At 27.7% G+C, this 25,365-nt stretch carries 22 protein-coding genes and 1 riboswitch; of the genes, 4 read left to right on the top strand and 18 right to left on the bottom strand.

Annotated features, from left to right (window positions below; genetic code table 11):
* The 7 genes from ABDZ60_RS12280 to fliB all read right to left on the bottom strand — a co-directional run bounded on the left by ABDZ60_RS12280 (position 1) and on the right by fliB (position 9,398).
* Positions 1-1,323, bottom strand: coding sequence for a family 4 glycosyl hydrolase (locus ABDZ60_RS12280; RefSeq protein ID WP_172655019.1), 1,323 nt, complete (start codon positions 1,321-1,323; stop codon positions 1-3).
* A 55-nt stretch (positions 1,324-1,378) separates the two neighbouring features.
* Positions 1,379-2,935 carry a PTS transporter subunit EIIC gene (locus tag ABDZ60_RS12275; RefSeq protein ID WP_016207651.1) on the bottom strand — a complete coding sequence of 519 codons (1,557 nt, stop codon included), beginning with the start codon at positions 2,933-2,935 and terminating at the stop codon, positions 1,379-1,381.
* A 225-nt stretch (positions 2,936-3,160) separates the two neighbouring features.
* Positions 3,161-3,901, bottom strand: coding sequence for a MurR/RpiR family transcriptional regulator (locus ABDZ60_RS12270; protein ID WP_016207650.1), 741 nt, complete (start codon positions 3,899-3,901; stop codon positions 3,161-3,163).
* A gap of 8 nt (positions 3,902-3,909) precedes the next feature.
* On the bottom strand, positions 3,910-5,046 hold the full coding sequence (locus tag ABDZ60_RS12265) for an NAD(P)-dependent malic enzyme (protein WP_016207649.1): 1,137 nt from the start codon (positions 5,044-5,046) through the stop codon (positions 3,910-3,912).
* A 604-nt stretch (positions 5,047-5,650) separates the two neighbouring features.
* Entirely contained in the window at positions 5,651-7,156 is a 1,506-nt protein-coding gene (locus tag ABDZ60_RS12260) for a carboxypeptidase M32 (RefSeq protein ID WP_016207648.1), read from the bottom strand.
* Between the two features lie 111 nt (positions 7,157-7,267).
* Positions 7,268-8,038 carry a hypothetical protein gene (locus ABDZ60_RS12255; protein ID WP_343778417.1) on the bottom strand — a complete coding sequence of 257 codons (771 nt, stop codon included), beginning with the start codon at positions 8,036-8,038 and terminating at the stop codon, positions 7,268-7,270.
* 199 nt (positions 8,039-8,237) lie between these two features.
* Entirely contained in the window at positions 8,238-9,398 is a 1,161-nt protein-coding gene (fliB, locus tag ABDZ60_RS12250; protein WP_343778415.1) for a flagellin lysine-N-methylase, read from the bottom strand.
* Between the two features lie 400 nt (positions 9,399-9,798).
* Between fliB and hisS the strand changes: the two genes are divergently transcribed.
* Positions 9,799-11,097, top strand: coding sequence for a histidine--tRNA ligase (gene hisS, locus ABDZ60_RS12245; RefSeq protein WP_343778413.1), 1,299 nt, complete (start codon positions 9,799-9,801; stop codon positions 11,095-11,097).
* 80 nt (positions 11,098-11,177) lie between these two features.
* On the opposite strand, the gene ABDZ60_RS12240 is transcribed toward hisS, so the two are convergent.
* From ABDZ60_RS12240 to uraA, 7 genes are all read right to left on the bottom strand, one after another.
* Complete coding sequence (locus ABDZ60_RS12240) at positions 11,178-11,552, bottom strand: hypothetical protein (protein WP_343778411.1); 375 nt, start codon at positions 11,550-11,552, stop codon at positions 11,178-11,180.
* A gap of 73 nt (positions 11,553-11,625) precedes the next feature.
* The gene (ribH, locus tag ABDZ60_RS12235) at positions 11,626-12,087 is read right to left on the bottom strand and encodes a 6,7-dimethyl-8-ribityllumazine synthase (RefSeq protein ID WP_047001399.1); all 462 of its coding nucleotides are present in this window, start codon (positions 12,085-12,087) and stop codon (positions 11,626-11,628) included.
* A gap of 23 nt (positions 12,088-12,110) precedes the next feature.
* Entirely contained in the window at positions 12,111-13,304 is a 1,194-nt protein-coding gene (locus ABDZ60_RS12230) for a bifunctional 3,4-dihydroxy-2-butanone-4-phosphate synthase/GTP cyclohydrolase II (protein ID WP_343778409.1), read from the bottom strand.
* Positions 13,305-13,317: 13 nt separating this feature from the next.
* Entirely contained in the window at positions 13,318-13,971 is a 654-nt protein-coding gene (gene ribE, locus ABDZ60_RS12225; RefSeq protein WP_343778408.1) for a riboflavin synthase, read from the bottom strand.
* Between the two features lie 4 nt (positions 13,972-13,975).
* Positions 13,976-15,064, bottom strand: coding sequence for a bifunctional diaminohydroxyphosphoribosylaminopyrimidine deaminase/5-amino-6-(5-phosphoribosylamino)uracil reductase RibD (gene ribD / locus ABDZ60_RS12220; RefSeq protein WP_343778406.1), 1,089 nt, complete (start codon positions 15,062-15,064; stop codon positions 13,976-13,978).
* A gap of 216 nt (positions 15,065-15,280) precedes the next feature.
* Positions 15,281-15,396, bottom strand: a riboswitch (FMN riboswitch).
* A gap of 240 nt (positions 15,397-15,636) precedes the next feature.
* Positions 15,637-16,545 carry a DMT family transporter gene (locus ABDZ60_RS12215; protein ID WP_016207640.1) on the bottom strand — a complete coding sequence of 303 codons (909 nt, stop codon included), beginning with the start codon at positions 16,543-16,545 and terminating at the stop codon, positions 15,637-15,639.
* Between the two features lie 216 nt (positions 16,546-16,761).
* On the bottom strand, positions 16,762-18,051 hold the full coding sequence (gene uraA / locus ABDZ60_RS12210) for a uracil permease (RefSeq protein ID WP_016207639.1): 1,290 nt from the start codon (positions 18,049-18,051) through the stop codon (positions 16,762-16,764).
* Between the two features lie 308 nt (positions 18,052-18,359).
* Here uraA and ABDZ60_RS12205 point away from each other — a divergent pair, with 308 nt between their 5' ends.
* Together ABDZ60_RS12205 and ABDZ60_RS12200 are read left to right on the top strand one after the other, a co-directional pair.
* The gene (locus ABDZ60_RS12205; protein ID WP_343778403.1) at positions 18,360-19,808 is read left to right on the top strand and encodes a sensor histidine kinase; all 1,449 of its coding nucleotides are present in this window, start codon (positions 18,360-18,362) and stop codon (positions 19,806-19,808) included.
* A gap of 39 nt (positions 19,809-19,847) precedes the next feature.
* Positions 19,848-20,546: a response regulator gene (locus ABDZ60_RS12200; protein WP_047001402.1), complete on the top strand. Its 699-nt coding sequence runs from the start codon at positions 19,848-19,850 to the stop codon at positions 20,544-20,546.
* Between the two features lie 73 nt (positions 20,547-20,619).
* Here ABDZ60_RS12200 and ABDZ60_RS12195 read toward each other — a convergent pair whose 3' ends face one another.
* The 4 genes from ABDZ60_RS12195 to ABDZ60_RS12180 all read right to left on the bottom strand — a co-directional run bounded on the left by ABDZ60_RS12195 (position 20,620) and on the right by ABDZ60_RS12180 (position 24,500).
* Positions 20,620-21,273 (bottom strand): potassium channel family protein, encoded by a 654-nt coding sequence (locus ABDZ60_RS12195; protein ID WP_047001403.1) that lies wholly within the window; start codon positions 21,271-21,273, stop codon positions 20,620-20,622.
* Positions 21,274-21,311: 38 nt separating this feature from the next.
* Complete coding sequence (locus tag ABDZ60_RS12190; RefSeq protein WP_343778400.1) at positions 21,312-22,655, bottom strand: TrkH family potassium uptake protein; 1,344 nt, start codon at positions 22,653-22,655, stop codon at positions 21,312-21,314.
* Positions 22,648-23,121 (bottom strand): hypothetical protein, encoded by a 474-nt coding sequence (locus ABDZ60_RS12185; protein ID WP_016207634.1) that lies wholly within the window; start codon positions 23,119-23,121, stop codon positions 22,648-22,650. Before ABDZ60_RS12185 ends, ABDZ60_RS12190 begins: the two co-directional genes overlap by 8 nt.
* A 224-nt stretch (positions 23,122-23,345) precedes the next feature.
* Positions 23,346-24,500 carry a M20 peptidase aminoacylase family protein gene (locus tag ABDZ60_RS12180; RefSeq protein WP_343778398.1) on the bottom strand — a complete coding sequence of 385 codons (1,155 nt, stop codon included), beginning with the start codon at positions 24,498-24,500 and terminating at the stop codon, positions 23,346-23,348.
* A gap of 405 nt (positions 24,501-24,905) precedes the next feature.
* Between ABDZ60_RS12180 and ABDZ60_RS12175 the strand changes: the two genes are divergently transcribed.
* Positions 24,906-25,289, top strand: a complete 384-nt coding sequence (locus tag ABDZ60_RS12175) for a hypothetical protein (RefSeq protein WP_343778396.1) — start codon at positions 24,906-24,908, stop codon at positions 25,287-25,289.
* The last annotated feature ends 76 nt before the right edge of the window (positions 25,290-25,365 follow it).

The raw sequence follows: 25,365 nt of genomic DNA, 5'->3' as shown, positions 1-25,365 counted from the left end.
TTAAGTTAAATACCAGTAATCTTTATTTTTTTCCATTAAATCATCTAATACAGCTTTTGCCTTTTCTGGATTTACAATAGTTCTATTTAAAGTTAATGCTTGTAATGCTTTAGTATAATTTTTTTCTAAGAAAGCTTCAACTGTAAGAAGTTCATACGCATGTTGCGCTTCCATTAAACCTTTATAAAATGGTTTAATTTCTCCATATTTATAAGGATTAGCTCCATCTTTTCCAACAGTTCCTGAAACTTCAACAATAGCATCTTTACTAAAGTTAGTTATAATATCATTATTTCTACTCATAAGAATAAACTCATTATGAAGATCATAAGCTATTGATTCAGCAAGTTCAACCATCAAGTCTCCAAATACACTATTTGTAATTATTTCTATATCTTCAATTGAATCAGTATTAGTGGCCTTAGAGCATATATCCCAAACTTCTTTTTCTCTTGAATCCTTTGCTTCATCTGCTCTTGTGTAATTAGGATCACTTTCAGCTACTATTTCTTCTGCAAAGAAATAATATTGAAGATATGTTGTTGGAATATATTCATCAAAGAAGTTCATATATTTATTTACTCTTAAGTACGTATCAAGCCAAGATTTAGAACGCTGCTCTGCATTATAAGGCTTAAAATCATAATCCCTTAAATATGTTCTTAATTCATCAAAATAGTCTTTTCCCTCTGTATCTTTAAGCTCTGTAAACCATCCAAAATGATTTAGTCCAAAATAAGTAGCTCTTAAATTTTTTTGCTCAACTCCTAATATTTTTGAATAAGATCTCATAAGAGAATATGGTTGATCACACAAATTTAAAATTCTTTTATCATCTGGAAATACTTTATCAAGCCCTAATGCAACTATTGCAGCAGGATTTGTATAATTTAGTATCCATGTATCCTTTGAATGTTTACGAACTTGGTTAACCATTTCTACCATTGCGCCAAGAGATCTCATTCCATAAGCAAATCCTCCTGGTCCACAAGTTTCTTGTCCTACTAGTCCATATTTTAATGGAATTTTTTCATCAAAACTTCTCATTTCGTTTTTCCCAACACGCATTTGACAAAATACAAAATCTGTTTTTTCATATGCTACATCTGGATCAGTTGTGAAAATAACTTCTGTTTCACTGCAATAAGCTTTTAATACTAATCTAATATAGTCTTCCATTTTAGACGTTCTTTCATTATCTATATCATAAAAGATGATTTTCTTTAATGGAAATCTATCCTTTAATTTTACTAAGCTTCCTACCAAGGCTGGAGTTCTAGCACTTCCTGCTCCAGTTATTGTGATTATATTACTACTTCTCATTATCTATCCCTCCGCTGTATTTATAATTTATATTAATGTTTTAGTAAATTTATAACTACATATTGTTTAATTCGTCATCTACTGCATTTCTAACAAACTCTACTAAAGGTCCATAAACAATATGAATATGTTTAGATGCTGGGAAGAATATTCCTGTACATCCTGATGTCTCTAAAAGTTTTTGATCTACTATATTAACTTCACCTAAATCTATTCTCAAACGAGTTATGCAATTATCTACATTTTTTATATTTGATTTTCCACCTAAGGCTTTTATAACTATCTTAGCTATTTCATCATATCTCTTTTCTTTTATAAGAGTATTGTCTGCTGATGGAGAATCTTCTCTTCCTGGGGTTTTTAAATCAAATTTTAATATTGCCCATTTGAATACAAAATAAACTACAACTGCTAAAATTAATCCTATCAATATAAAGCTAATCCAATGAGTATTTTCATAAAGTAATCCAAATATTGCAAAATCGAAAATTGTACCTCTTATATATCCAATTGCTACATTAGCTAATGATAATACTACTGCTCCAACGCCTATTATACATGCATAAGCTACATATAATAATGGTGCAATAAATACAAATGAAAATTCTAGTGGTTCTGTAACATTACCTAAAAGTGCTGTTAATATACAAGTAATCATTAAAGATTTAACTAACTTTTTATTTTCTTTATATGCTGTTTTGTACATTGCAAGTCCTATAGCAGGGAAAGCAAATAAAGTACATAACATTTGTTGTTGAGCCATAAATCTTGTTAATGATGGCATCATACTCCAATATTCACTAGTTGGTCCTTGATTAAATAAAACTTCATTTAAGGTTGGAACAACCCCTACAAAAGTTTCTCCATTTATAACATATGAACCACCAGCTTCAGTAAATCTAAATAGAGCATTCCAAAGATGATGTAATCCAAAAGGAATAAATAGCCTTTCACCTGCTGCTGTAAAGAATGGTCCTACTGGGCTTAAAAAAACTACTGACAATTTAGTAAGTAAAGCAACTAAAGCCTCCCATATGAATGGTATTGTTAGTCCGATTACAGTCATAATTCCCATTGTTATTATTGGAACTGATTTTTTACCAGAGAAAAATGCAAAAGCAATTGGTAATTCAAGTTTATAAAATTTATCTGTTGCCCAAGCTGCAATTAAACCTGTTACTATACCTCCCAAAGCGTTTACATTCATGGTTTGTATTCCTAATACCTTTATTTGTCCAAATTGACTCATTACTTCAGGAGCTGCTAACTTTCCAGTTACAGTTAACCATACATTCATAGATATTATTAAGATTATATATCCTATAACTGATGCAAATACTGAAATTCCCTTATCTTTTTTTGACATTCCATAAGCAACACCCATTGCAAACATTAGTGGAATATTGTCAAAGACAGCACCTGCTATAGTTCTGATATTAACTAAAATTGTATTTAGAACTTCATTACCTAGGAATGGGAATCTTGCTATCATATAAGACTGAACAAGAGCTCCTGTTATACCTAATATCATTCCTACTGGAGCCATAACTGCAATTGGTAGTAATAAGGTTCTACCAAACTGTTGAATTTTTTGACTAAATTCTTTTGACATTTCGCCTTCCTCCATTTATTAAATTATATATTTATGAATACCTTTTCTTTAAAGAGCGCTCTTTTCATTTTCATTGTAATCGGTATAAACAAATCTTTCAATAAGTCTAAGTGATACTCTTTTCTTTTGTGAAGTCTAAGGTCATAAGAAATGACCTAGGTCTTAAAAATTATCTAAATAGCAAATCTTATAATTCTCTAAAAAAATAGCTCGCAATTTTGCGAGCTATCTATTAGTAAACTCTTTAATAGAATTTACTAACATTTCAATTACTATAAACATACCAATTCTAGATATGCTATCATTAAATTTTGTTTCTGTATCACTAGATACACAATGAAGAGTATAATCACTTATCTTAGATAATTCATTATTCCCAAAGGAAGTAATCCCTATTGTTTTGCAACCTTTAACTTTAGATATATTAGCTACCTCCAGTATCTTTTCTGTATTTCCAGATAATGAAATTAAAATAACTAATTCATCACTTTCTAATGTATTTCCAACTAGAGTTAATAGGTTGTAATCTTTAACAAATATACACTTAATTCCTAAGGTTAATAAAAGATGATTTAAATAATATCCGGCTGCTTTGCTTGTACCTCTTGCAAAAACATAAACAGTTTTAGCTTCCATAACTTCTCTAGAAACCTTTTTATACAAATCAGCTTCTATTACCACAAAAGTTTTTTCAATATTTTGTTTTAATCCATATTGCAAATCTTCTAAAACCTTTATGTCATCTTCACCATTATTATTTGATTTTAAATAATATTTTAAATCTGAAAAGCCTTCAAACCCTAGCTTTTGTGCTAAATTAATAATTACAGTTTTCGAAGTAAATGTTTCTTTAGCTAAATCATTTATTTTCATTTTTATTACTTTTTGTTGATTAGCATAAATATATGTAAATACCTTTTGTTCACTATTAGTTAATTTATTAAATAATTTAGCTAAATTCTCCATAATAACTCCTATTCTTTAAAACTACAAATTACATCACAAACTAAATCAACGATTCTTTTATCAAATACACTTGGAATTATATTTTCACTATTTAATTCATTTTCTTTTATACAATTAGCAATTCCTTTAGCAACTTCTAATTGCATCTTTGTAGTTATTTTATTAATACGTGCCTTTAAAGCTCCCTTTATTATTCCTGGAAATACCAACAGATTATTTATTTGATTAGGATAATCACTTCTTCCTGTAGCAATAACCTTTACATTTGCTTCCTTAGCTACCTCAGGCATTATTTCTGGAATTGGATTTGCTAGTGCAAATATTATAGAATCAGCATTCATTGACATTACTATTTCCTTTGTTAAAATATTTCCAGCACTAACTCCTATAAATACATCCGCTTCTACTAATGCATCTTCAAGAGATCCATCCTTATTTCTGTTAAATTTTACAGCGCATTCCATTTGATATTTATTACTTGCATTATTACTTGTGATTATACCATATCTATCACAAATTACAATATTCTTAAAGCCTGCATCGTATATTAAATTAGCTATAGCTATCCCTGCAGCTCCTGCTCCATTTACTATAATCTTCATATTATAATCTTTTCTTACTACCTTCATAGCATTTAGAAGTGCAGCTAATACAGCAATGGCAGTACCATGCTGGTCATCATGAAAAACAGGTATATCACAAATTTCATTTAATCTTTCTTCAATTTCAAAACAACGAGGTGCACTTATATCCTCTAAATTTATCGCTCCAAAACTTCCTTCTATAAGTTTTATTGTATTTACCAAAACATCAACATCATTATCACTTATACAAATAGGAAATGCATCAACACCTGCAAATTCTTTAAATAATACACATTTTCCTTCCATAACTGGCATTGCTGCTAGTGGCCCAATATTTCCAAGTCCTAATACAGCGCTTCCATCAGTAATTACTCCAACTAAATTAGATCTCCTTGTATATTTATATGAAGCATCTTTATCCTTTTCAATTTCTAAACAAGGATATGATACCCCGGGAGTGTATGCTATTGTCAAATCTTCATTGTTATTTACAGGACATCTACTTATAACTTCTATTTTTCCTTTCCAATTTTCATGAGCTTTTAAACTTTTTTCTTTCATAAAATATCCCCTCCTTTATCTGTATAATAGAATCTTTTCATAAATCATTCAATAGAATTGCTACATTTAAGACCTAAGTATTTTTTATAAACTGAAAACATATAAAAACCTACATGAATATTAATTTTAATTTTCTTTTATTTATGTATAATTATATATAAGAAAATAAACTAATGATTTTACATTATTTCCCAGAAAATAAATTTAAACTTTATTTAACTTATATATCTAGTTATGAGATAATATAATAATCCAATTACATTTTACGTTATTTTCATTCATGGAAGCTAGGAATTAATGCTAAGAAAATTTAATAATTCAGATAATATTTACTTACTTTTTTAAGTAAGTAATGGTGAGGTTTTAAAATTTATTGATAGAAACCTAATTGAAAGTATTCAAAAAGCAAGATAAATTAAATAATAATTCTTAAATTTTTAGGTAAGTTACTTTAAAATGCAAGAATGAGATAATGGAAACTATTTGTTTATGATATTGAAAAAAATAATAATACATATCTAGAAACTGTATAGTATAAATAAACTAATGGCTAATGATGTATTATTATCTTTAGCCATCAGTTTATTTATTATAATATGAAATCCTATTTTATATTATATATTTTATAATATTTGTTTTTCAAATAATCTATAAAATATTTTGGATTAAGATCTTCCCCTGTTATATTCTCTATAAGTTCATTTGGAGTATATACTGCACCATGTACATGTACTTTTTCTTTCAACCAGTTAGTTATTTCAGTTAAATTTCCATTTTTCACTTCATCCATTACTTCTGGTTTCTCCTCTAAAAGTTTATGGAAAATTTGCGCTCCATATAAATTACCCAAAGCATAACTTGGAAAATATCCAAAGGATCCATCTGACCAGTGAGTATCTTGAAGTACTCCTTCACTATCATTCTTAGGCTCAACACCTAAATATTCTTTATACTTTTTATTCCATAAACCTTTAAGATCATCTACTGTTATTTTTCCATTAATTAATTCTTTTTCAATTTCATATCTTATTATAATATGAAGTCCATAAGTTAATTCATCTGCTTCTGTCCTAATTAATGAAGTCTCAACATAGTTCATCGCTTCATAGAATTCGTCTAAAGTAACAGCTTTGAAATCTTCAAAATATTTTTTAGCTATAGGTAGCAAATATGAACAAAACTCTTTACTTCTGCCTAATATATTTTCATAAAATCTTGACTGAGATTCATGTATTGCCATAGAAGATCCTGTTTGAAGACCTGTATTTTCTAAATTATCACTTATATTTTGTTCATAAATACCATGTCCACCTTCATGAATAGTACTAAACAAAGCTGAAGTAAACTCATCTTCATGATAATTAGTAGTTAATCTTACATCCTTATTACCAAAGTTTGTTGTAAATGGATGGATGCTTTCATCTAATCTCCCAGCACTCAAATCAAATCCTATTTTTTCCAAAATTAATAAAGATAAATCCTTCTGCTTTTTTGTGTCAAAATTTCCAAATAAAAAGTCACGTTTTATAGTTTTCTTGCTTGATTTTAAATTATTTAAAATTTCGATTATTCCATCTTTTAGCTCTGAAAATATCTTATCTAATTTGTTAGTGGTAAGTCCTAATTCATATTTATCTAAAAGTGTATCATACTTATCTATTTTATATCCCCAATAATTAATAAATTCCTTTTGAAATTCAACTACTTTTTCTAAATGAGGTTTAAATATTTCAAAATCATTTTCTTTTTTAGCTCTTTCCCAAGCTAATTCTGAATTGCTACAAACACCAACAAAGGCTACATATCTATCCTTTGGTATTTTTTTGGTTTCATTATAATTTCTTTCAAGCTCCTCTAACATTCTTCTTTCTTGAAGATTCATTTCACTTTTATTCTGTGATAAGTCTTTTATAAATTCTCCAATCTTAGGGCTGGTAATCATTTTAAAGCTTTCACCAGACAAATACTCTAAAACCTCTGACCTTGATTCTCCTGCTTTACTTGGCATATTAGTTCTCATATCCCAATAGATTAAGCTAAGTGCTTGATTTAATTTTTCATACTGACTTAAATAACTCTTTACTTCTATTATTTTTTCTTTTAAATCCATAACAGTTCTCCTTAATTCAATTAATATAAATTAGCAATTATATAAATACTTAAATTATAAAGGATTTTTCTTATTACCAGTATAGTACACTTCTTTTTTCTACTATATTCATTATAATTGCTTATCCAAAGTTTCTCTTATAAATGCCGGAAAGAATTTTGTTAACTCTGAATGATTCATATATTCCTTAATATCTTTAATTGTATTAATTCCTAAGTTATCTAACTGATAAACTAAATGTTTTATGTCACTATCATAAGTTTCTTCATTTATAGAATAATGAAGATATACTGAGTTATTATTATTTCTATTTTCATCTATTTTTATTTTCATAACTCTATTCAAATATTCAACTGAAGATTCTTCTGAATCTCCCATTATATAATTTAATATATTTTGGTGTCCTGGTAAATTTAAATAATCACCTAGCATATACTGAGGAGCTCCACTTATAATAATACTATCTTTTATACCTATACCAAAATACATTGCTGCATATCCCCCCTTACTAGAGCCTATAAATATACTTCTCTTTATATTTAATTTCTGGATTACTTGATTTATTAACAAATTAACATCATTTTGAATAGCAAAATCTTTATTTTTACCTAAATAATATGCACCTCTATTATCAAATCCAAAATCATCTAAAATAAAAAGCTTATTGCATTTATAATTATCTAAAGTTCTTACATAGTTGTATCTTGCAGGCTGCCCTATTTTAGTGCATGCTGTAAAAATAATTATTAGATCATCTGAACCAGAAGCAATATTTAATACGTACTTTATATTATATTTTTCTCCATTGAATACTCGTTGTTTAAATTTAATCATAGCTTTAGATTTAAACAAATCAATAGCTTTATTCATCTTATTAATCATTTTATCCCCCATAATACCTTTTTATTATTATATTCTCTCAAGAGTAATGTAAAATGTAAAACTAAAAGTAACTTAATAGTTATTTATATATTTATCTATAAATATACCACAATTTACCTACTACAACCAATATATTTAGTATAAGAATAAAATTTATTAAAAATAGTATAATTAATTGCAAATTTACTTTTCTGTTTTTTTATAAGTTTAACATTACAGTTAGTAAGTTTTCGATATTAAACACCTTATTGGTTTCAAATACCATTTCCAAATTTTCTATATTTTCTTCTAAATGCTCTATGTCCTTTGAATAAGTATGTGCTATATCTACCATATCTTCTTCTTTAAATTCTCTATTTTCTAAAAATCTTACTACTGCTAATTCTTTTATCATAATATAACTTATTACTGCAAATTTTATTTTAGCTAAAACATCATAATCAAAAACAGATTTCATAAAATATCTAAAAATATAATAAACTAAAATTTGTTCAAAGTGGTAGTTTTTCTCCTTGTAATGTTCATCAAACTTTTCATGAAAACTTAGGTAAATCTCTTTATCAGTATCACTTTGCCAAAAATATCTTAGTGCATCTTCTATTCCCAAAATATCATTAGGCTTTATATGTTTTAAATCTTTAAATACATTAAGTATTTCTTTCATATTATTATATTTTTTATATTCTTTTCCTTTATAATTCTGAAGATTTTTAATAATTTTTTCAATAAATTCTTCAGCTAAATACTTATCTTTTATATTTTTAATAGATTTTATATCATTTAAATCTATTTTTTCTTGAATTTCATTTGCAAAAATAAGGGCTAAAGAACATCTAATATTTAAATCTAAACTTCTATTTTGCAGTATATCAAACACTACTTTTCTGCATTGCATAAGACTTATATACAGAGTTGGATTTATATCATTATAATTATTAACTTCTTCATCATTTTCACTTAATTCAAATATTACTCTTTTTGATGATCTTAATATTATTCTTGCAGCTTCAGGGCAAGACAAAGATATTCCCATTTCACGAAGATTACCGAATTCTTCTAAATAGCGAGGGTATTGTCTACATGTATAGCAAAGACTATCCCCCCCTAGGTTACTATATATATCACATAAATTGTCTTCATTTAAAAAGGAACATCTATCACCTTTTAAAACAAATATATTTTCATTATCTTCATTAACTATTTTACTTCTTAATTCTTCTCCAAACTTACCTTGTACAGATAAATAATTTTTATAACTTTCCTCATCTATAACTATTCCCCATCCTGCACAACAAGTATCTTCACATTTATCAGCTATACATTCAAATTTATCAAAATAATCTGGCTTTCGTATTTTCATTTTAACCCTCACATCATATGTAATTTATATTTTTTATAACAAATTAATTTTAATACTCATTATTAATACCTTCAAGCTTTTATTAATTAATAAATTTTGTTGAAGGGAAATTCAAAATAGTTTATAATTAGTATAATAAATTTAGGAGGAAATAATATGAAGGCATTGAAGAATTTATATAAATTAATACATCATCATTGCTAGAGAGACTTGTTCTTGTAAAAAGAGTGCAGGTCTATTTTAAGTGGGCTTGTATCTCTAGGCTATGATATGCTAATGCAATCATATTTTTGTAAGTCATGTGGGATATTTGCCTGCATGGCTTTTTGATTTAGGATTAAATATGTACTAATAATAATCTTGAATTCTTATTTTTAAAATATAAAAGGAGAAATTAAAAATGGACAACTATAAAATTAAACCAAGTATCTTACCAGGATTTATGGAATTATTACCTATAGAACAAAGAAAATTCAATGATATGGTAGAAAAAATTACAAAAGTATATGAAGAGAATGGATGTTTACCTATAGATACTCCAATTATAGAAAAAGCTGAAGTTTTACTTGCTAAAAGTGCTGGAGAGACAGAAAAGCAAGTTTATGCATTCCAAAAAGGATCTAATAACTTAGCATTAAGATTTGACTTAACAGTTCCTTTTGCTAGATATACATCTCAATATTTTAATGAGTTAACATTTCCATTTAAAAGATATCAAATAGGTAAGGTTTATAGAGGAGAACGAAATCAAAGGGGTCGATATAGAGAATTTTATCAATGTGATGTTGATATTATAGGCAAAGATAAATTAAGCGTAAAAAATGATGCATTAGTTATTAATTTAGCATCAAAAGCCTTTCAATCGATAGGATTAAAAAATTATAAATTTCAAATAAGTAATAGAAAAATATTATCTGCTTTATTAAAGTCATTAAATATAGAAAATCCTACTGATGTTATGATATTAATAGATAAATATGATAAGATTGGGAAATTATCCTTTGAGGAGGAGCTAAATAAATTAGTAAATGAAGAACAAGCAAATATGATAAACAAAGTTATAAGTATAAATGGCTCTAAGAACAAAGTTTTAGAAGAATTAAATTCATTAAGTATACAAGATGAAAAATTTATCATGGGTTTGAATGAGCTTAAAGAAGTTATTACTACTTTAGAAATACTTGGAGTAGATGATAGTGAGTATATAATAAATTTAAAAATCATAAGAGGCTTAGATTATTATACAGGAACAGTATTTGAAACTTTGCTAACTAATAATGAACAATATGGATCCATTTGCTCTGGTGGCAGATATGATAACTTATCAGAAAATTACACTACTAATATATTGCCCGGAGTTGGTATTTCAATTGGTTTAACAAGATTATTTTTTGTTTTAAAAGAGATAGGATTTATTGAAAATTATAAACTTCCATCTAAGGTTGAGTATTTAATTATTCCAATTGGAGATACGTTGAAATACTGTAGCCAAGTATATACAAGACTGTCTCAACTAAAAAAGTCTGTAGAAATATATTTTGAAGATGATAAATTAAAGAAAAAATTGAATTATGCTAACAAAATGGGGATTCCAAATGTTATTCTTCTAGGTGAAGATGAAGAAATAAATAAGACTATAAATATCAAAAATATGGATACTGGAAATCAGGAAATAATAGACCTTGAAGATATCATTTAAATAAATACCTTCTTTTCTTATAAGATAGCCTAATAAGAAAAGAAGGTATAATATTTTCAATTATAAGTATTTTTATATTATCAAAATAGCAATATTAAGTCTATAAGACTATTTGTATATTTGAGTAATTCATCATAATTAAAAGGATTAGTAAACTTAATAATTCCTTCTAGACTACTCTTGAAATTTCTTAGGTAATTCAATAAATAACTTTTACTATTAGCATATCCTGGAATAAAAGAATCATTTTCAATACCATTAACTATCTCATCTATTATTATTTTAGATTTTAAAGCTTTAACATTAATTTTAGTAATAAAATCATCTGTAAAAGTTATGTTATTCTGAATGTTTTGTCTCATAATACCTGTTATTTCTCTTAAAGAATATATTTCATCGTTTAAATTAACATAACTCTTTTTACCAATTATCTTTTCTATTAATTTTTTATCCAAAACGTCCTCCTTAAAACAAACTAAACTTACTATAATTTTAATGTTATTTAGGATAGCTTTCAATAGGTTAAATTCATATTGATCTTAATAAATTTGCCATTTCAATTGCGGACATAGCGGCATCATACCCCTTATTTCCTGCTTTCGTTCCTGCTCTTTCAATAGCTTGCTCAATAGAATCAGTAGTTAAAACTCCAAATATAACAGGTATTTCACTATCTAATGAAACTGATGCAACTCCTTTTGATACTTCAGCACATACATAGTCAAAGTGCGGTGTTGATCCTTTTATAACTGCTCCTAGACAAATAATCGCATCATATTTTTTACTATTTGCCATCTTCTTTGCTATTAAAGGGATTTCAAATGCACCTGGCACTAAAGACAGTTCAATATCATTTTCATTAACACCATGTCTTTTTAATCCATCTAATGCTCCATCTACTAACTTAGAAACAATAAAATCATTAAATCTTCCTGCTACTATTCCAATACTCAAATCTTTTCCAACTAAGTTTCCTTCAAATACTTTCATTTTTTATACCTCCAAAGTTATTATTATAAAATATGATTCATTTTTTCTTTTTTAGTTTTTAAGTAAAAATTATTCTCAGCATTTGGTCTTATTATTACTGGAACTATTTCTGATACCTTTATTCCATAACTTTCTAATCCTTCAACTTTTTTAGGGTTATTAGTAATAAGCTTTATATTATTTACTTTCAAAGACTTTAATATAGAAGCTGCAATATCATAGCTTCTTAAATCTGGGTGAAACCCAAGTTTTAAATTAGCCTCTACAGTATCATATCCTTCTTCTTGAAGCTTATATGCTTTAAGCTTATTTATTAAGCCAATACCTCTTCCTTCTTGTTTCATATATAATAAAATTCCAATACCTTCTTCTTTTATACTTTTTAACGCGAAATCTAATTGTTCACCACAATCACATCTTTTTGATCCAAATATATCACCGGTTAAACATTCGGAATGTACTCTAACTAGTATGGAGTTAACATTTTCAATATCTCCAAGTACTAAAGCCACATGCTCTTTACCAGAGACTTTTTCAGTAAATCCATACATTTTAAAATTACCATATTTAGTTGGCATTTTAATTTCTGCTTCAGTTTTAATTAGTAGTTCTTCTTTTTGTCTATATTTAACTAAATCGTCAATTGTTATAAGCTTCAAATTATGTTCCTTTGCAAATTTAATTAAATCATTTGTTCTAGCCATAGTTCCATCATCTTTTATTATTTCACAAATTACACCAGCCTCTTTTAACCCAGCTAGTCTTGCTAAATCGACAGCCGCTTCAGTATGTCCACGTCTTTCTAAAACACCATTGTCTTTAGCTATTAATGGAAACATATGTCCTGGTCTTCTAAAATCATTAGCAATACTATTTTCATCTAATAACTTTTTTATTGTTAATGCTCTTTCATGAGCAGAAATTCCAGTAGTAGTATCTATATGATCTACAGAAACTGTAAAGGCTGTTTCATGATTATCTGTATTTACGCTAACCATGCCTTCTATATTTAATTCATCCGCAATATCTCTTTTTATTGGCATACATATTAACCCTTTTCCATATGTAGCCATAAAATTTATAGATTCACCAGTAACCTTTTCTGCTGCCATTAAAAAATCGCCTTCATTTTCTCTTCCTTCATCATCAATTACAATAATTATTTTACCTTCTTTAATATCATTAATTGCTTCTTTTATTGAATTAAATTTATACATTGAAATTATCCTCCTACATGAATCCATTATCTTTCAAGAAATTTTCATTTATTTTAAATTCTTTTTTTATCTCTTTATCATTAAAGCTTATAAAGCTTTCTATATATTTACCTACAATGTCACATTCGATGTTTACAAAGTTTCCAACTTTTTTCTCCATTAAAGTAGTTTCACTAATTGTATGGGGTATTATGGAAAGTAAAAACTTTTCATTGTCTACATATGCCACTGTTAGGCTTATTCCATCAATAGCGACCGAACCTTTTTCAACTATATATTTAATAACAGAAGATAAAGGTTTAACAGCTATGAGTGTAGCCACTTCATCTTTAGCTATAGATGTTATTTCTCCTATACAATCAATATGCCCACTTACAATATGACCTCCAAATCTACCATTTGCACTTAGTGCTCTTTCTAAATTTACTTTAGATCCTATTTTAAGACTTCCTAAATTACTTCTTTTTAAAGATTCTAAAACAATATCAGCTGTAAACTCAGTAGACATTATACTTGTTACTGTTAAACAAACACCATTTACAGAAATGCTATCGCCTATATTTGTATTTTCTAATGCCTTATTAGCCTGTACTTTTATTTGGCAATATTTAAGTCCTTTTTTAATTTCTCTTATAACACCTATTTCTTCAACTATCCCTGTAAACAAATTATCACCCCCCTATATATCCAGTTAGTAATATATCTTCATCTAGAAGTTTAGCTTTTAAATCAGTAACTTTATAAGCTTTACTCAATAAGTCTATTCCCTCTCCCTCAATACAAGTTTTAGAATCTATTCCACCTATTATTTTAGGAGCAACAAATATCATCACTTTATCGACTATTCCAGCTTTTAGTGCAGAGTAATTCAATTCTCCCCCGCCTTCTAAAAGAATGCTATCTATTTCAATTTCTCCTAGTTTTAACATTAAATCATTTAGATCTACTTTATTATTTAATGATTTTGTTATTAACACCTTAGCTCCAAGATTTATTATTATATTCCTTTTATTTATATCTGATTTTTCTGTAGTTGCTATTATTGTTTTATAATTGCTTGAGGTTTTTAATATTTTAGAATCTATTGGAATTTTAAGATTACTATCAACTATAATTCTTATAGGATTTCTTCGACCTTTAATATTACAAGTTAAAGTTGGATCATCCATAAGTACTGTATTTATTCCAACCATAATTCCACTTAACTCATTTCTTAGTCCGTGCACTTTTAATCTTGATAATTCTCCAGTTATCCATTTAGATTCTCCAGTTCTAGTTGCTATCTTTCCATCTAAAGAAATAGCAGATTTTAAAACAACATAAGGTTTTTTAGTTTTTATATATTTAATAAAAACTTCATTTAGCTTTAAACATTTTTTTTCTAGTACTCCAATCTTAACTTCAATTTTAGCGTGTTTTAATTTTCTAATACTTTGCCCAGAAACTAATGGATTCGGATCTAAACTTCCTATTACAACTCTAGAAACTTTGGAAGAAATTAATTTATCTACACAAGGAGGCGTTTTACCATAATGAAAGCAAGGCTCTAATGTTACATATATAGTTGAGTCCTCAACACTTTCACTTGAATTATTTATGGCTTCTATTTCAGCATGATTTCCACCATAATTTCTATGATATCCTTGCCCTATTATTTTCCCATTTTTTACAATAACAGCTCCAACTAATGGATTAGGGTTAACCTTACCTTTTCCTTTCTTAGCTAATTCAATAGCTAATTGCATGTACTTTTCATCCATCTTTTAACTCCTTCTCTTTATTTATAAAGCAAAAATGCTCTGAGTAAATCTATCCCCAGAGCATTAAAACACAATAACATAAATAATCAATATAAATAAAAACTTTTTATTTTGCATAAAAAATATTATTAAAAAACTCTGAAATATAAAAATATTTCAGAGCTAATATAACAGTATAACAAACAAAAGTAATTATAAATAAAAATCACTTAAATACATTATCTTCTTCCATCCAGACTTTACTGTCGGCCTCGGAGTTTCACCGAATCATGCTAAAATAGCTCGCGGGCTTTACCGCCGGTAGGGAATTTCACCCTGCCCTGAAGATTTATTCAATTTTATATTGTTATTTTATTATCATTTCTATTTATTGTCAACAATAAGTTTTATAAAAATTAAATCTATATAGTTTAATATTCAATTATTTTCTCTTTATTCGTACACTCATCTATTAAATTTAATAGATCTTAATATTCCACTTTTAAGTGTTTTAATATAAATTTATACATTATTATCTCATATGATATCCTTCTCTCTTTTTTAAAGAAAAAATATAATACACAAGATATATTTTATACGTCTAAATATTCGCTATTTATTTCATTATTGTTCTGATCTTTTAATTTTGATTCTAATGCCAAATAACTAACTGCTATAAAAATAACTATACATCCTAAAACCTTTTTTATGCTTAGAGTTTCATTAAATAATAATAATCCACTAATTATACTAGTTATTGGTTCAAATAAGGAGAATATTGCAGCAGACGTAGCCCCTATAATTGATACACCTAACTGAAATAGTATAATAGCTACTACTGATGTTAATAATGAGATAATTATCATTAGAACATAAACTTTTAAAGAAAGATTAAATCTTATATATCTACCCAAAATATTACCTATTATCATTTCAACGGAAGTAAAAGAAACTATATAAAAAGATAATTTATAGGGATTTATTTTTACTAACTCTTGCTTTTCAAGATATACTATATAAAAAGCATAAGTTATTCCTGATATTAAAGCCATTAATGCTCCTAATATATTACTACCATTTTTCATATCCATAAAAAGTAATACACCAAGTAATGAAATTATCAAAGCTAAAACCTTACTTTTACCTAAACTTTCTTTAAAAAATAATTTGCATGTTACTGCTACAAAAATTGGATACATAAAATGCAATGTTGTAGCTGCTCCTACTCCAATATATGAGTAAGAACTATATAATAAGGCTGTAGTTAAAGCAACGCCTATTAAACTAAGAATAAATATATTCTTTACTTCTTTCTTTTCAGTTCTTAAAGAAATTTTTTTGTGTTTTAATATAAAAAATAAAATCGGAATAGCAAGTAAATTTCTAAAAAAGGTCATAGATAAAGAATTATTCCCTAATTTATATGTTATGTTTGCTAGAGCAGGTGTAAAACCAAATATTATTGCTGACAGTATTGTAAATAAAATACCTTTAATTTTCATATTATCGCCTTCTATTTCTTAATAAATTTTTACCAATACTAGTTTTATTTTACTACATAATTTGGCTAATTACATCTATTCACTAACAAATCTAACTAAAACGTTAAAAAGCATGTTAATTAATAAAAATTAACATGCTTTTCTATAATAAAAGTTTATATAATTTTATATATTCATTTTTAGAATAAACTTTTTACTATTATAAATAACTATTAATTATGCTTCTTCGTTCATAATTCCTAATTTATCAAATATTATAAATGCTAAATTTAAAGCAATTCCTACTACAGTCGCTAGTCCCATTCCTTTTAACTCTACAACTCCTATAGTTAATTTTATACCACTTAATCCTACCATAAATATGATTGATGTAAGAATTAAATTTCTTGATTTTGAAAAATCTATTTTTTCTTCTATAAAGGTTCTAAGTCCGGATGTTGCTATAGTTCCAAATAATAATAAACTTACACCACCTACTACTGGAGTTGGAATAGTACTTATTATAGCTGAAAGCTTACCTGAAAATCCCAATATTATTGAAATTATTCCTGCACCACATATTACATATACACTATATACTTTTGTTAAGGCCATAACTCCTATATTTTCGCCATAAGTGGTAGTTGGCACTGAACCAAACATGCCTGAGATTACAGTTGATAATCCATCGCCTAATAATGATCTATGAAGTCCTGGATTTTCTGATAAATCTTTACCTACTATGCTGCTAGTAACCTTTAAGTGTCCTATATGTTCTGCTATTACTACAAATGTAGCTGGAAGTATAGTTAGTATAGCTGTCATGTCGAATTTAGCTATTTTTATTTGTGGTATTGTAAAGAATGTTGCATTATTTATAGCATTAAAATCTACTAGCCCCATAAAGCAAGCTGTTATATAACCAACAATAACTCCTATTAAAATAGGTATTACTTTTAAAAATCCTCTTAATAATACATTACTTAATATAACTGTTATAAGTGTAATCATTGAAACTATAACCCAAGTTGTATTAAGTTCTGGTGAATTTGATCCTCCAACTGGAAATCCTGCCATATCAGCTGCAGTACTAGCAAGCTCTAGTCCTATTATAGTAACTATCGCCCCCATTGCTGCCGGTGGAAATAATTTGTTAATCCAACCTGTCCCTGTATAACCTACAATAATTGCTACTATTGAAAAAACAAGACCTGAAACTACAAAGCCACTTTGTACAGTTTGAAAATTATAACCTTCACTAAATAATAAAAACGTTGGTGCTAGAAAAGCAAAACTTGATCCTAAATAAGCTGGTATCCCTCTTTTTGTTATAAAGGCATAAAGCAATGTGCCTATTCCATTAAAGAATAATACAGTTGTTGGATCAATGTTAAATAAGATAGGAACTAAAATAGATGCTCCAAACATTGCAAATAGATGTTGTATGCTTAATGGAATCGCCTTCCCCATTGGAACTTTTTCGTTGACATCAACCATTAAAACTTCATTTTCTGATACTTTTTTCATATGATTATCCCCCTTCTTAGTCTCTCAGAACTAAATTAAAAGTATTTTTATAAAATATATCATTTTTTTCGTTTAAATACAACATATTTTTTAAATTTTTAATATACTTTATTTTTAATTTTTATTTCATATCATTTACGAGTATATTGTTTAGGAGTTATAATAGTGTATATTTTAATGTATAAAAAGTTGTTACAATTTTTAATTTATCATAAGTGGTGTTAAATTTGTGCTAAAGTTATTCTTCTCTTATCAAAAATGAAAATTCTTATGTTATAATTTTCTTTATTAGAAAAGGAGGCAGACATATGTATAGAGCTATACAAATAAAAAACCTTCATTACCATATATTTTGTATAATGATTGTATTTATTATATGTACTATAGCAACTTCTTCTTCTTTACTTTTAAACTATTGGGGAGTACATAAAGAGAATCTTCTTATGATTTTCTTAATAGGAGTTCTTATTTCTACTGTTGCTACAAGAGGATATATCTATGGATTCCTTAGTGCAATAATTAGTGTTTATTTGTTTAATTTTTTTTTCACAGAGCCATTATATTCTCTTGCAATAAGTAATAAACAAGATATTCTTTTAATTATATTTTTTCTAATAGCTGCACTTATATGCGGCATTATGTCATCAAAATTTCAACACCAGACTAAAATAGCAAAGCAGAATGAACGTACTGCACAGTTTATGTATGAAATCACAGAAAGTTTTTTAAATCTTGCAGGTACTGAAAATATTGTTAATAATGCACTAAAATGCATCTATGAAAAAACTGGGCTTTCTTGTGTTATTAAACTTGATTCCAATAAATTTGAAGGTTGTAAAGACTTTTTTCACACACCAAATAGTCTATCTGATTTTAACAATTCCTTTGATTATGAAATGCCTATAAAAGGAGTTTCAAATCAGATTGGAACTATTATATTTCGATCTTGTGAGCCTTTTACAGAAGATACTAGTAAAATAATAAATACAATAGTTTATCAAATGGCTCTTATTCTTGATCGTGAGTATATTTATCTTGAGCGCCAAAAAATTAAACTTGATATGGAAAGTGAGCATCTAAAAAGCACTCTTTTAAGAAGTATTTCTCACGATATACGCACCCCCTTAACAGGAATAATGGGAGCAAGTAACGTTATTATGGAGCATATTAATTCACTAACTAATATAGAAATTCAAAAACTTGCATCAGATATAAATGAAGAATCTTCATGGCTTATTATGACTGTTCAAAATATATTAGATATGACACGAATGACTGATGGGAAATTTACCATTAACACTAATTATGAATCCGTTGATGATCTTATTAATCAGGCTGTTTCTCGTCTTCCATCCTTTTATGACTTAACGAGACTTTCCATTTCTATACCTGATGATATTTTTCTTGTTAATGTTGATGGTAAACTTTTTGTGCAAGTAATTATAAATCTAATTGATAATGCTTTTAAGCATTCTGGAGATAATTCACAAATTATGCTTAGTGCTTATCCTGAAAATTCACTTATGGTATTTCAAGTATCAGATAACGGTTATGGTATTGATCCTGCTATACTTAATGATATTTTCAATGGTTTTATAACCATGCCAACCCATGTTGCTGATAAAGGAAGAGGAGTGGGACTTGGACTTTCAATATGTAAAGCAATCGTAATAGCTCACCAAGGTTCTATCTTAGCATCAAATAATGAATATGGTGGTTCTACTTTTAAGATTACTTTACCTTATGAAAAAGAATAGAAATAATTTTTAAGTTTTCGAAAGGAGTTTTATTATAATATGATTGAAACTAAATCTATTTTAATTATAGAAGATGATTCCAAAATTACTAATTTTATGTCTATGGCTTTGAAGGCAAAAGGTTACCAAGTAATATCTGCTCCTACAGGAAAGGATGGTATTCTTGCGTTTTGTACACAATCACCAGATATCATAATGCTTGACCTTGGTCTTCCAGATATGGATGGTAATGAGATTATTAAAGAAATACGAAATGTTTCCCAAATACCTATACTTGTTGTTTCTGCTAGAGAATTTGATAATGATAAAATTTCAGCCCTTGATGCTGGCGCTAATGATTACGTTACAAAACCTTTTTCTATGGGTGAACTTCTTGCTAGAGTTCGTGTAATGGAACGTTTCATTGTTAGAGAGAATTTTATTCAACCAGAAAGTATTTACCATTTTGATGATCTTACAGTTGATACCGAAAGAAGACGAATATTTCTTGGTCAAAAGGAAATTCACCTTACACCACTTGAATACAAATTGCTTTTTTTACTAGTTTCTAATTGTGGAAAGGTTGTTACTCACAGGCAGATTATGAAGGAAGTATGGGGATATTCAGAAAGTGGTGATTCCAAGAGCATACGTGTTTGCATGGCAAGTTTACGCCGTAAAATTGAAAATGATACTTCCCATCCGCGCTTTATACTTACTGAAATTGGAATAGGCTATAGATTCATAGATAAAAAATAAAAAGGTTGTTGCACAATTATACTTCTATTCATCATCTAGAATATTTTAATTTGTGCAGCAACCTTTTATTACTTTATTCTGTTTTCGAAGAAAGTCTAAATACATCAGTAGAAAGCCCCATTACTACTATATGGTCATCTTCTTTAAACACATATTTTCCACCTGGTGCTGGATTTAATGAACTTTTATTCTTTATTGCAATAATGTTAACCTTATATGTAGCTCTTACATTAATATTTTCGATAGTTTTTCCAAGCCAATTAGGTGCTATTGGTATTTCTAATATGCAGTATTCAGAAGTAAGTTCTATATAGTCAAAGATATTTGTAGCATTATATCTTACTGCAAGTTTTTCTGCAATTTCCTTTTCAGGATAAAAAACCTCATCAGCTCCTACCTTTTTTAAAAACTCAGTTTGACGCTCTCTCTTAGCTTTTGATACAACAAATTTTGCTCCAAGTTCTTTTAATATTGATGTAATTTCTAAAGAAGCATAAAAATCTTCACCAATTGCTACAAAGCAGTAATCAAAATTATTAACTCCTAAGGATCGCAATACACCTTCCTTTGTACAATCTCCAACAAAGGAGTCCTTAAATATTGGTGATAATTCTTGAATTACTTCATCACTTTTATCAACAATCATTACATCATTTCCAAGTTCCTGCATTTTACTTGCAAGATGTTTTCCTAAAATTCCCATTCCAATTACAAGTATTGATTTCATTTTATCCTCCATTTCATTATCTATATGTAAATATATAATTAACCTATCATTACCTTTTCAAGCGGCCTTTTTAATGGAGCTTCCTTCTTTTTTTCTCCAAATACTAATAACAATGATAACCCACCTATTCTTCCACCATACATAAGCACTATTAATATTATTTTTGAAAAAACTCCGAGAGACGGTGTTATTCCTTTTGAAAGTCCTACTGTTGCTGCTGCAGATATTACTTCAAACATTACAGTAGAAGCACTTATTTTTTCTACAAAGCATATAATCATTGTTGCAGTTAATACTCCTGCTAAATAAACATATGTTATGACAGCAGCTTGTTTTATAAGGCTTTCTTCAACTTGCTTCTTGAATACAGTTACATCATTTCTCCCTTTTGACATTGAAAATGCTGCAATTATTACTATTGCTAATGTTGTTGTTTTTATACCACCAGCAGTTGATCCAGGGCTTCCACCAATAAACATTAGTATCATAGTTAAAATACTTCCTGATTCTGATAATGTAGTAAGATCCATTGAATTAAATCCAGCTGTTCTTGTTGTAACTGACATAAATAATGAAGAAATAATCTTCTGAGGTATTGTTAATTCTCTTAAATTAGTACTTGCTTCAAACAAATAATATCCTACAGTTCCTAGGGTAATTAATACTACTGTTGTTACAATTACTATTTTAGAATGGAGTGAATACTCTCTAAAATAATGTTTATTTTTTAGTATATCATCCCATACTAAAAAACCAATTCCACCTATTATAATTAACATCACTATTGTAATGCTTACAATCATGTCTGTTTCATAACCTGTAAAAGAAGAAAATTCTTCGTATTTTCCCATAAGATCAAATCCCGCATTACAAAAAGCAGATATAGAATGAAATATACCATTGTAAAGTCCTTCCCAAAACCCCATTTTAGGAATAAACTTACTTGCAAGTATAACTGCTCCAGCTCCTTCAAAGATAACTGTTCCCATAATAATGCATTTTACTAGCTTTACAATACCACTAATGCGCATATTTCCTGATGATTGCATTAATATCATTCTTTCATGAAGTCCAATTTTCTTTTTAGCAAAAATAGCAAACATACTAATTATAGTCATTAATCCAATACCACCAATTTGTATCATAAGTAGTATAACTATTTGTCCAAATATAGACCAATAAGTAAATGTATCATATACAATAAGACCAGTAACCCCTGTTGCACTTGTTGCAGTAAATAATGCATCTATAAATGGAGTCCATTCTCTATTTCGTGATGAAAAAGGAAAACATAAAAAAATACTTCCTACTACTATAACTAAAAGAAAGCTGAATGCAATAATACGTGTATAACTTAAATTGTTAATCCATTTTTTAATCATTTTTTGTCACCTTAATTCTTTGCTTAGCAAGCATAATCATTTTTTCTGGACCATCGTTAACATAAACAAATGGTACATTATTTCTATAAAATATATTTTGATAAAGTAAATCATTACATAAGAGCACTTGATTACTAATATTAGACCCTATTTCTATATTTCTGCTCATTATGAGATTTTTATAATCATCACTATCTACTGCTAAAAAACATATATAAGATTCTTCAAAATTTATTATGCCTACATCATTAATGTGCACATATGGCTCACCATTTTCTTCAAGAATATTTAAAATCCCATCTGCAAAATCTGATTTTCCATAAACAAGTATAACTCCTCCATAATCCACATATTTCTTTTCTTTTGGAAAAGTAGTTGGTAATTCCAAGAAATCATCAATTTTTTTCATAACCCTGTAACCTAGAAATATCATAATTAATATTATCAATCCTAAAATATATTCCATACTACTCCCCCTAATTTAATACATAAAATGATTTAATTCTTCTCTATAATAACTCTAAACGTATAAATTTTAGGTTTAATATTATATTTTAGTATTATTATTTCATTATATTTAGACATAATTTTCTTAACGTTTTTTTAACACCTTAGATATCTTTTAATATTTTGACGCAGATAAAAAAGACTTTTAAATTATATAATTCAAAAGCCTTTTTTAAATATAACTTAATACAAATAGCCTAATAGTACCTTAATTGCTAAGTTAGAAAAGTAATTAGCAGCAATAATTAATGAATCCTCATTTAAATTATAAGAAGGATGATGCCAATCTTTCTCTCCTCCAACTCCCATCCAAACAAAAAATCCTGGAACTTTATTTTGATATAATGCAAAATCCTCACCTCCAGTGCTTTGATTTGCTAATACAGCATTATATCCTAATTCTGTTGCTGCTTCAGTAGCTACTTTTATAAACTTCTCTGAATTATTAACAATAGGTAAATAAGAATACCATCTAAAATCTATCTTTGCTCCAAAGGCTGATGCTATTCCTTCTACATTTCGTTTCATTAATTTTGGAATAATTTGGCGAATATCATCTTGAAATGTCCTTACTGTACCTTCAAGCTCTGCTCTTTCCGGTATTACGTTCCAAGTATTACCTGCTTGAAAACGAGTTATACTGATAACAACATTACTAAACGGACTTAAGTTACGGTTTACTACTGTTTGTAATCCAGAAACGATTTGACTTGCTACTATGATAGGGTCAATAGTTTTTTCAGGTATTCCAGCGTGTCCACCTACTCCAATCACATCTATCTCAAATCTATCTACACTTGCCATAAGTGGACCTGATCTTATTCCTATTGTACCTACTGGAAGATCTGGTTTGTTATGCATTCCAAATATAGCTTCCACATTATCAAGTGCTCCTGATTTAATAATTATATTAGCACCTTTTGCATTTTCTTCTGCCGGCTGAAATATAATTCTGACAGTTCCATGTAATTCTGCTTTACGATTTTTTATAATAATAGCTGCTCCTAAAATTGATGCGGTATGGAAATCATGCCCACAAGCATGCATTACACCCAAATTTTTAGATGAAAATTGTAAACCTGTTGTTTCTAAAATTGGCAGTGCATCAATATCACTTCTTAAAGCAATAATTGGGCCTGGATAATCCCCCTTTATTTCTGCAACAACTCCTGTTGCTAAAGGCAAATCTAATATTTCTATATCTTCATCCTTTAGCCACCGACGAATACGTTTAGTAGTTCCATACTCCTCCATAGATAATTCAGGATTTTCATGTAATTCACGTCTATATTTAATTAATTTATCACTTAATTCCTTTTCATTTATAAATACTGTCACTTTTATGCCTCCTCTCTCAGCTTGAATCAAGCTATCTTAAGAATTCGTTTATATATTATTTAATTTTTAAATCTCTCGTCTAATATTCCTTGATTTATATTATTCTCACTTCCTAGAAAAATTTACCTTATCTACAATTTTCTTTATATTCAAACTTCTGTTTTCCTCTTTAATTACCTTATAAGTACTTTATCTATTTTTTACATCATTTAATTTTTTTATTTGGGTTACAAAATTAAAACTTAACTCTTAATCTTGTCTACCTCCTCTAAAAGCTACAATAATTACATATACTTACAGTTTTCAATGCGATTTTATAATTCATTCATAAATTATATTTATTAAATATATTATATATAAATAAGTCTTTGGAGGAACATACATAGGTATGTAGATATAATTATTATGAAAATATATGACTTATCACTCAAAAAATTTGTGGATATTAATGATATTAGTATTATAAGTAAAAACAAAATTGGTGACTTAACTCTAGTTTTAGACTCCGAAAATATAGATGTTGGAGATATACTTATTTTATCTAATTTTGTAGATATGATTAGTAATAAAGGTTATGGTGCTGGCTTATCAAGAATTCCTTATGCTTATTATGCTAATGATAGAAAAGTAAAAGCTTATTTTTCAGATGCTAATCTCGTTGCTTATAATCTTGATATCTTTAGAATTTATTTTGATTTCAAAATAAAAATAATAAAAAAAATTAATAAAACACCTTATTTTATAACTATAACAGGAGATAGCTGTAATCTGATAATTTTTAAGAAATAAGGTATTATGTAAGCGCTTCAGAAAATGGCGTCTATAATTATTTTTAAGCAAATGATACCCTATCACTATAGAAATT

The organism is Clostridium sartagoforme, from assembly GCF_039521405.1.
Taxonomy (GTDB): domain Bacteria; phylum Bacillota; class Clostridia; order Clostridiales; family Clostridiaceae; genus Clostridium; species Clostridium sartagoforme.
The sequence above is the reverse complement of the archived record's forward strand: the minus strand, read 5'-3'. Positions and strand labels throughout refer to the sequence as shown.

What these genes read in the sequence shown, in the direction of transcription:
- ABDZ60_RS12175 (WP_343778396.1), top strand. Translation starts at nt 24,906, where the DNA reads ATGAAAATATATGACTTATCACTCAAAAAATTTGTGGATATTAATGAT.
- ABDZ60_RS12190 (WP_343778400.1), bottom strand. Translation starts at nt 22,655, where the DNA reads ATGATTAAAAAATGGATTAACAATTTAAGTTATACACGTATTATTGCA.
- ABDZ60_RS12275 (WP_016207651.1), bottom strand. Translation starts at nt 2,935, where the DNA reads ATGTCAAAAGAATTTAGTCAAAAAATTCAACAGTTTGGTAGAACCTTA.
- hisS (WP_343778413.1), top strand. Translation starts at nt 9,799, where the DNA reads ATGGACAACTATAAAATTAAACCAAGTATCTTACCAGGATTTATGGAA.
- ABDZ60_RS12260 (WP_016207648.1), bottom strand. Translation starts at nt 7,156, where the DNA reads ATGGATTTAAAAGAAAAAATAATAGAAGTAAAGAGTTATTTAAGTCAG.
- ribD (WP_343778406.1), bottom strand. Translation starts at nt 15,064, where the DNA reads ATGGATGAAAAGTACATGCAATTAGCTATTGAATTAGCTAAGAAAGGA.
- ABDZ60_RS12280 (WP_172655019.1), bottom strand. Translation starts at nt 1,323, where the DNA reads ATGAGAAGTAGTAATATAATCACAATAACTGGAGCAGGAAGTGCTAGA.
- uraA (WP_016207639.1), bottom strand. Translation starts at nt 18,051, where the DNA reads ATGAAAAAAGTATCAGAAAATGAAGTTTTAATGGTTGATGTCAACGAA.
- ABDZ60_RS12230 (WP_343778409.1), bottom strand. Translation starts at nt 13,304, where the DNA reads ATGTATAAATTTAATTCAATAAAAGAAGCAATTAATGATATTAAAGAA.
- fliB (WP_343778415.1), bottom strand. Translation starts at nt 9,398, where the DNA reads ATGAAAATACGAAAGCCAGATTATTTTGATAAATTTGAATGTATAGCT.
- ABDZ60_RS12265 (WP_016207649.1), bottom strand. Translation starts at nt 5,046, where the DNA reads ATGAAAGAAAAAAGTTTAAAAGCTCATGAAAATTGGAAAGGAAAAATA.
- ABDZ60_RS12205 (WP_343778403.1), top strand. Translation starts at nt 18,360, where the DNA reads ATGTATAGAGCTATACAAATAAAAAACCTTCATTACCATATATTTTGT.
- ribH (WP_047001399.1), bottom strand. Translation starts at nt 12,087, where the DNA reads ATGAAAGTATTTGAAGGAAACTTAGTTGGAAAAGATTTGAGTATTGGA.
- ABDZ60_RS12215 (WP_016207640.1), bottom strand. Translation starts at nt 16,545, where the DNA reads ATGAAAATTAAAGGTATTTTATTTACAATACTGTCAGCAATAATATTT.
- ABDZ60_RS12200 (WP_047001402.1), top strand. Translation starts at nt 19,848, where the DNA reads ATGATTGAAACTAAATCTATTTTAATTATAGAAGATGATTCCAAAATT.
- ABDZ60_RS12185 (WP_016207634.1), bottom strand. Translation starts at nt 23,121, where the DNA reads ATGGAATATATTTTAGGATTGATAATATTAATTATGATATTTCTAGGT.
- ABDZ60_RS12195 (WP_047001403.1), bottom strand. Translation starts at nt 21,273, where the DNA reads ATGAAATCAATACTTGTAATTGGAATGGGAATTTTAGGAAAACATCTT.
- ABDZ60_RS12270 (WP_016207650.1), bottom strand. Translation starts at nt 3,901, where the DNA reads ATGGAGAATTTAGCTAAATTATTTAATAAATTAACTAATAGTGAACAA.
- ABDZ60_RS12255 (WP_343778417.1), bottom strand. Translation starts at nt 8,038, where the DNA reads ATGATTAATAAGATGAATAAAGCTATTGATTTGTTTAAATCTAAAGCT.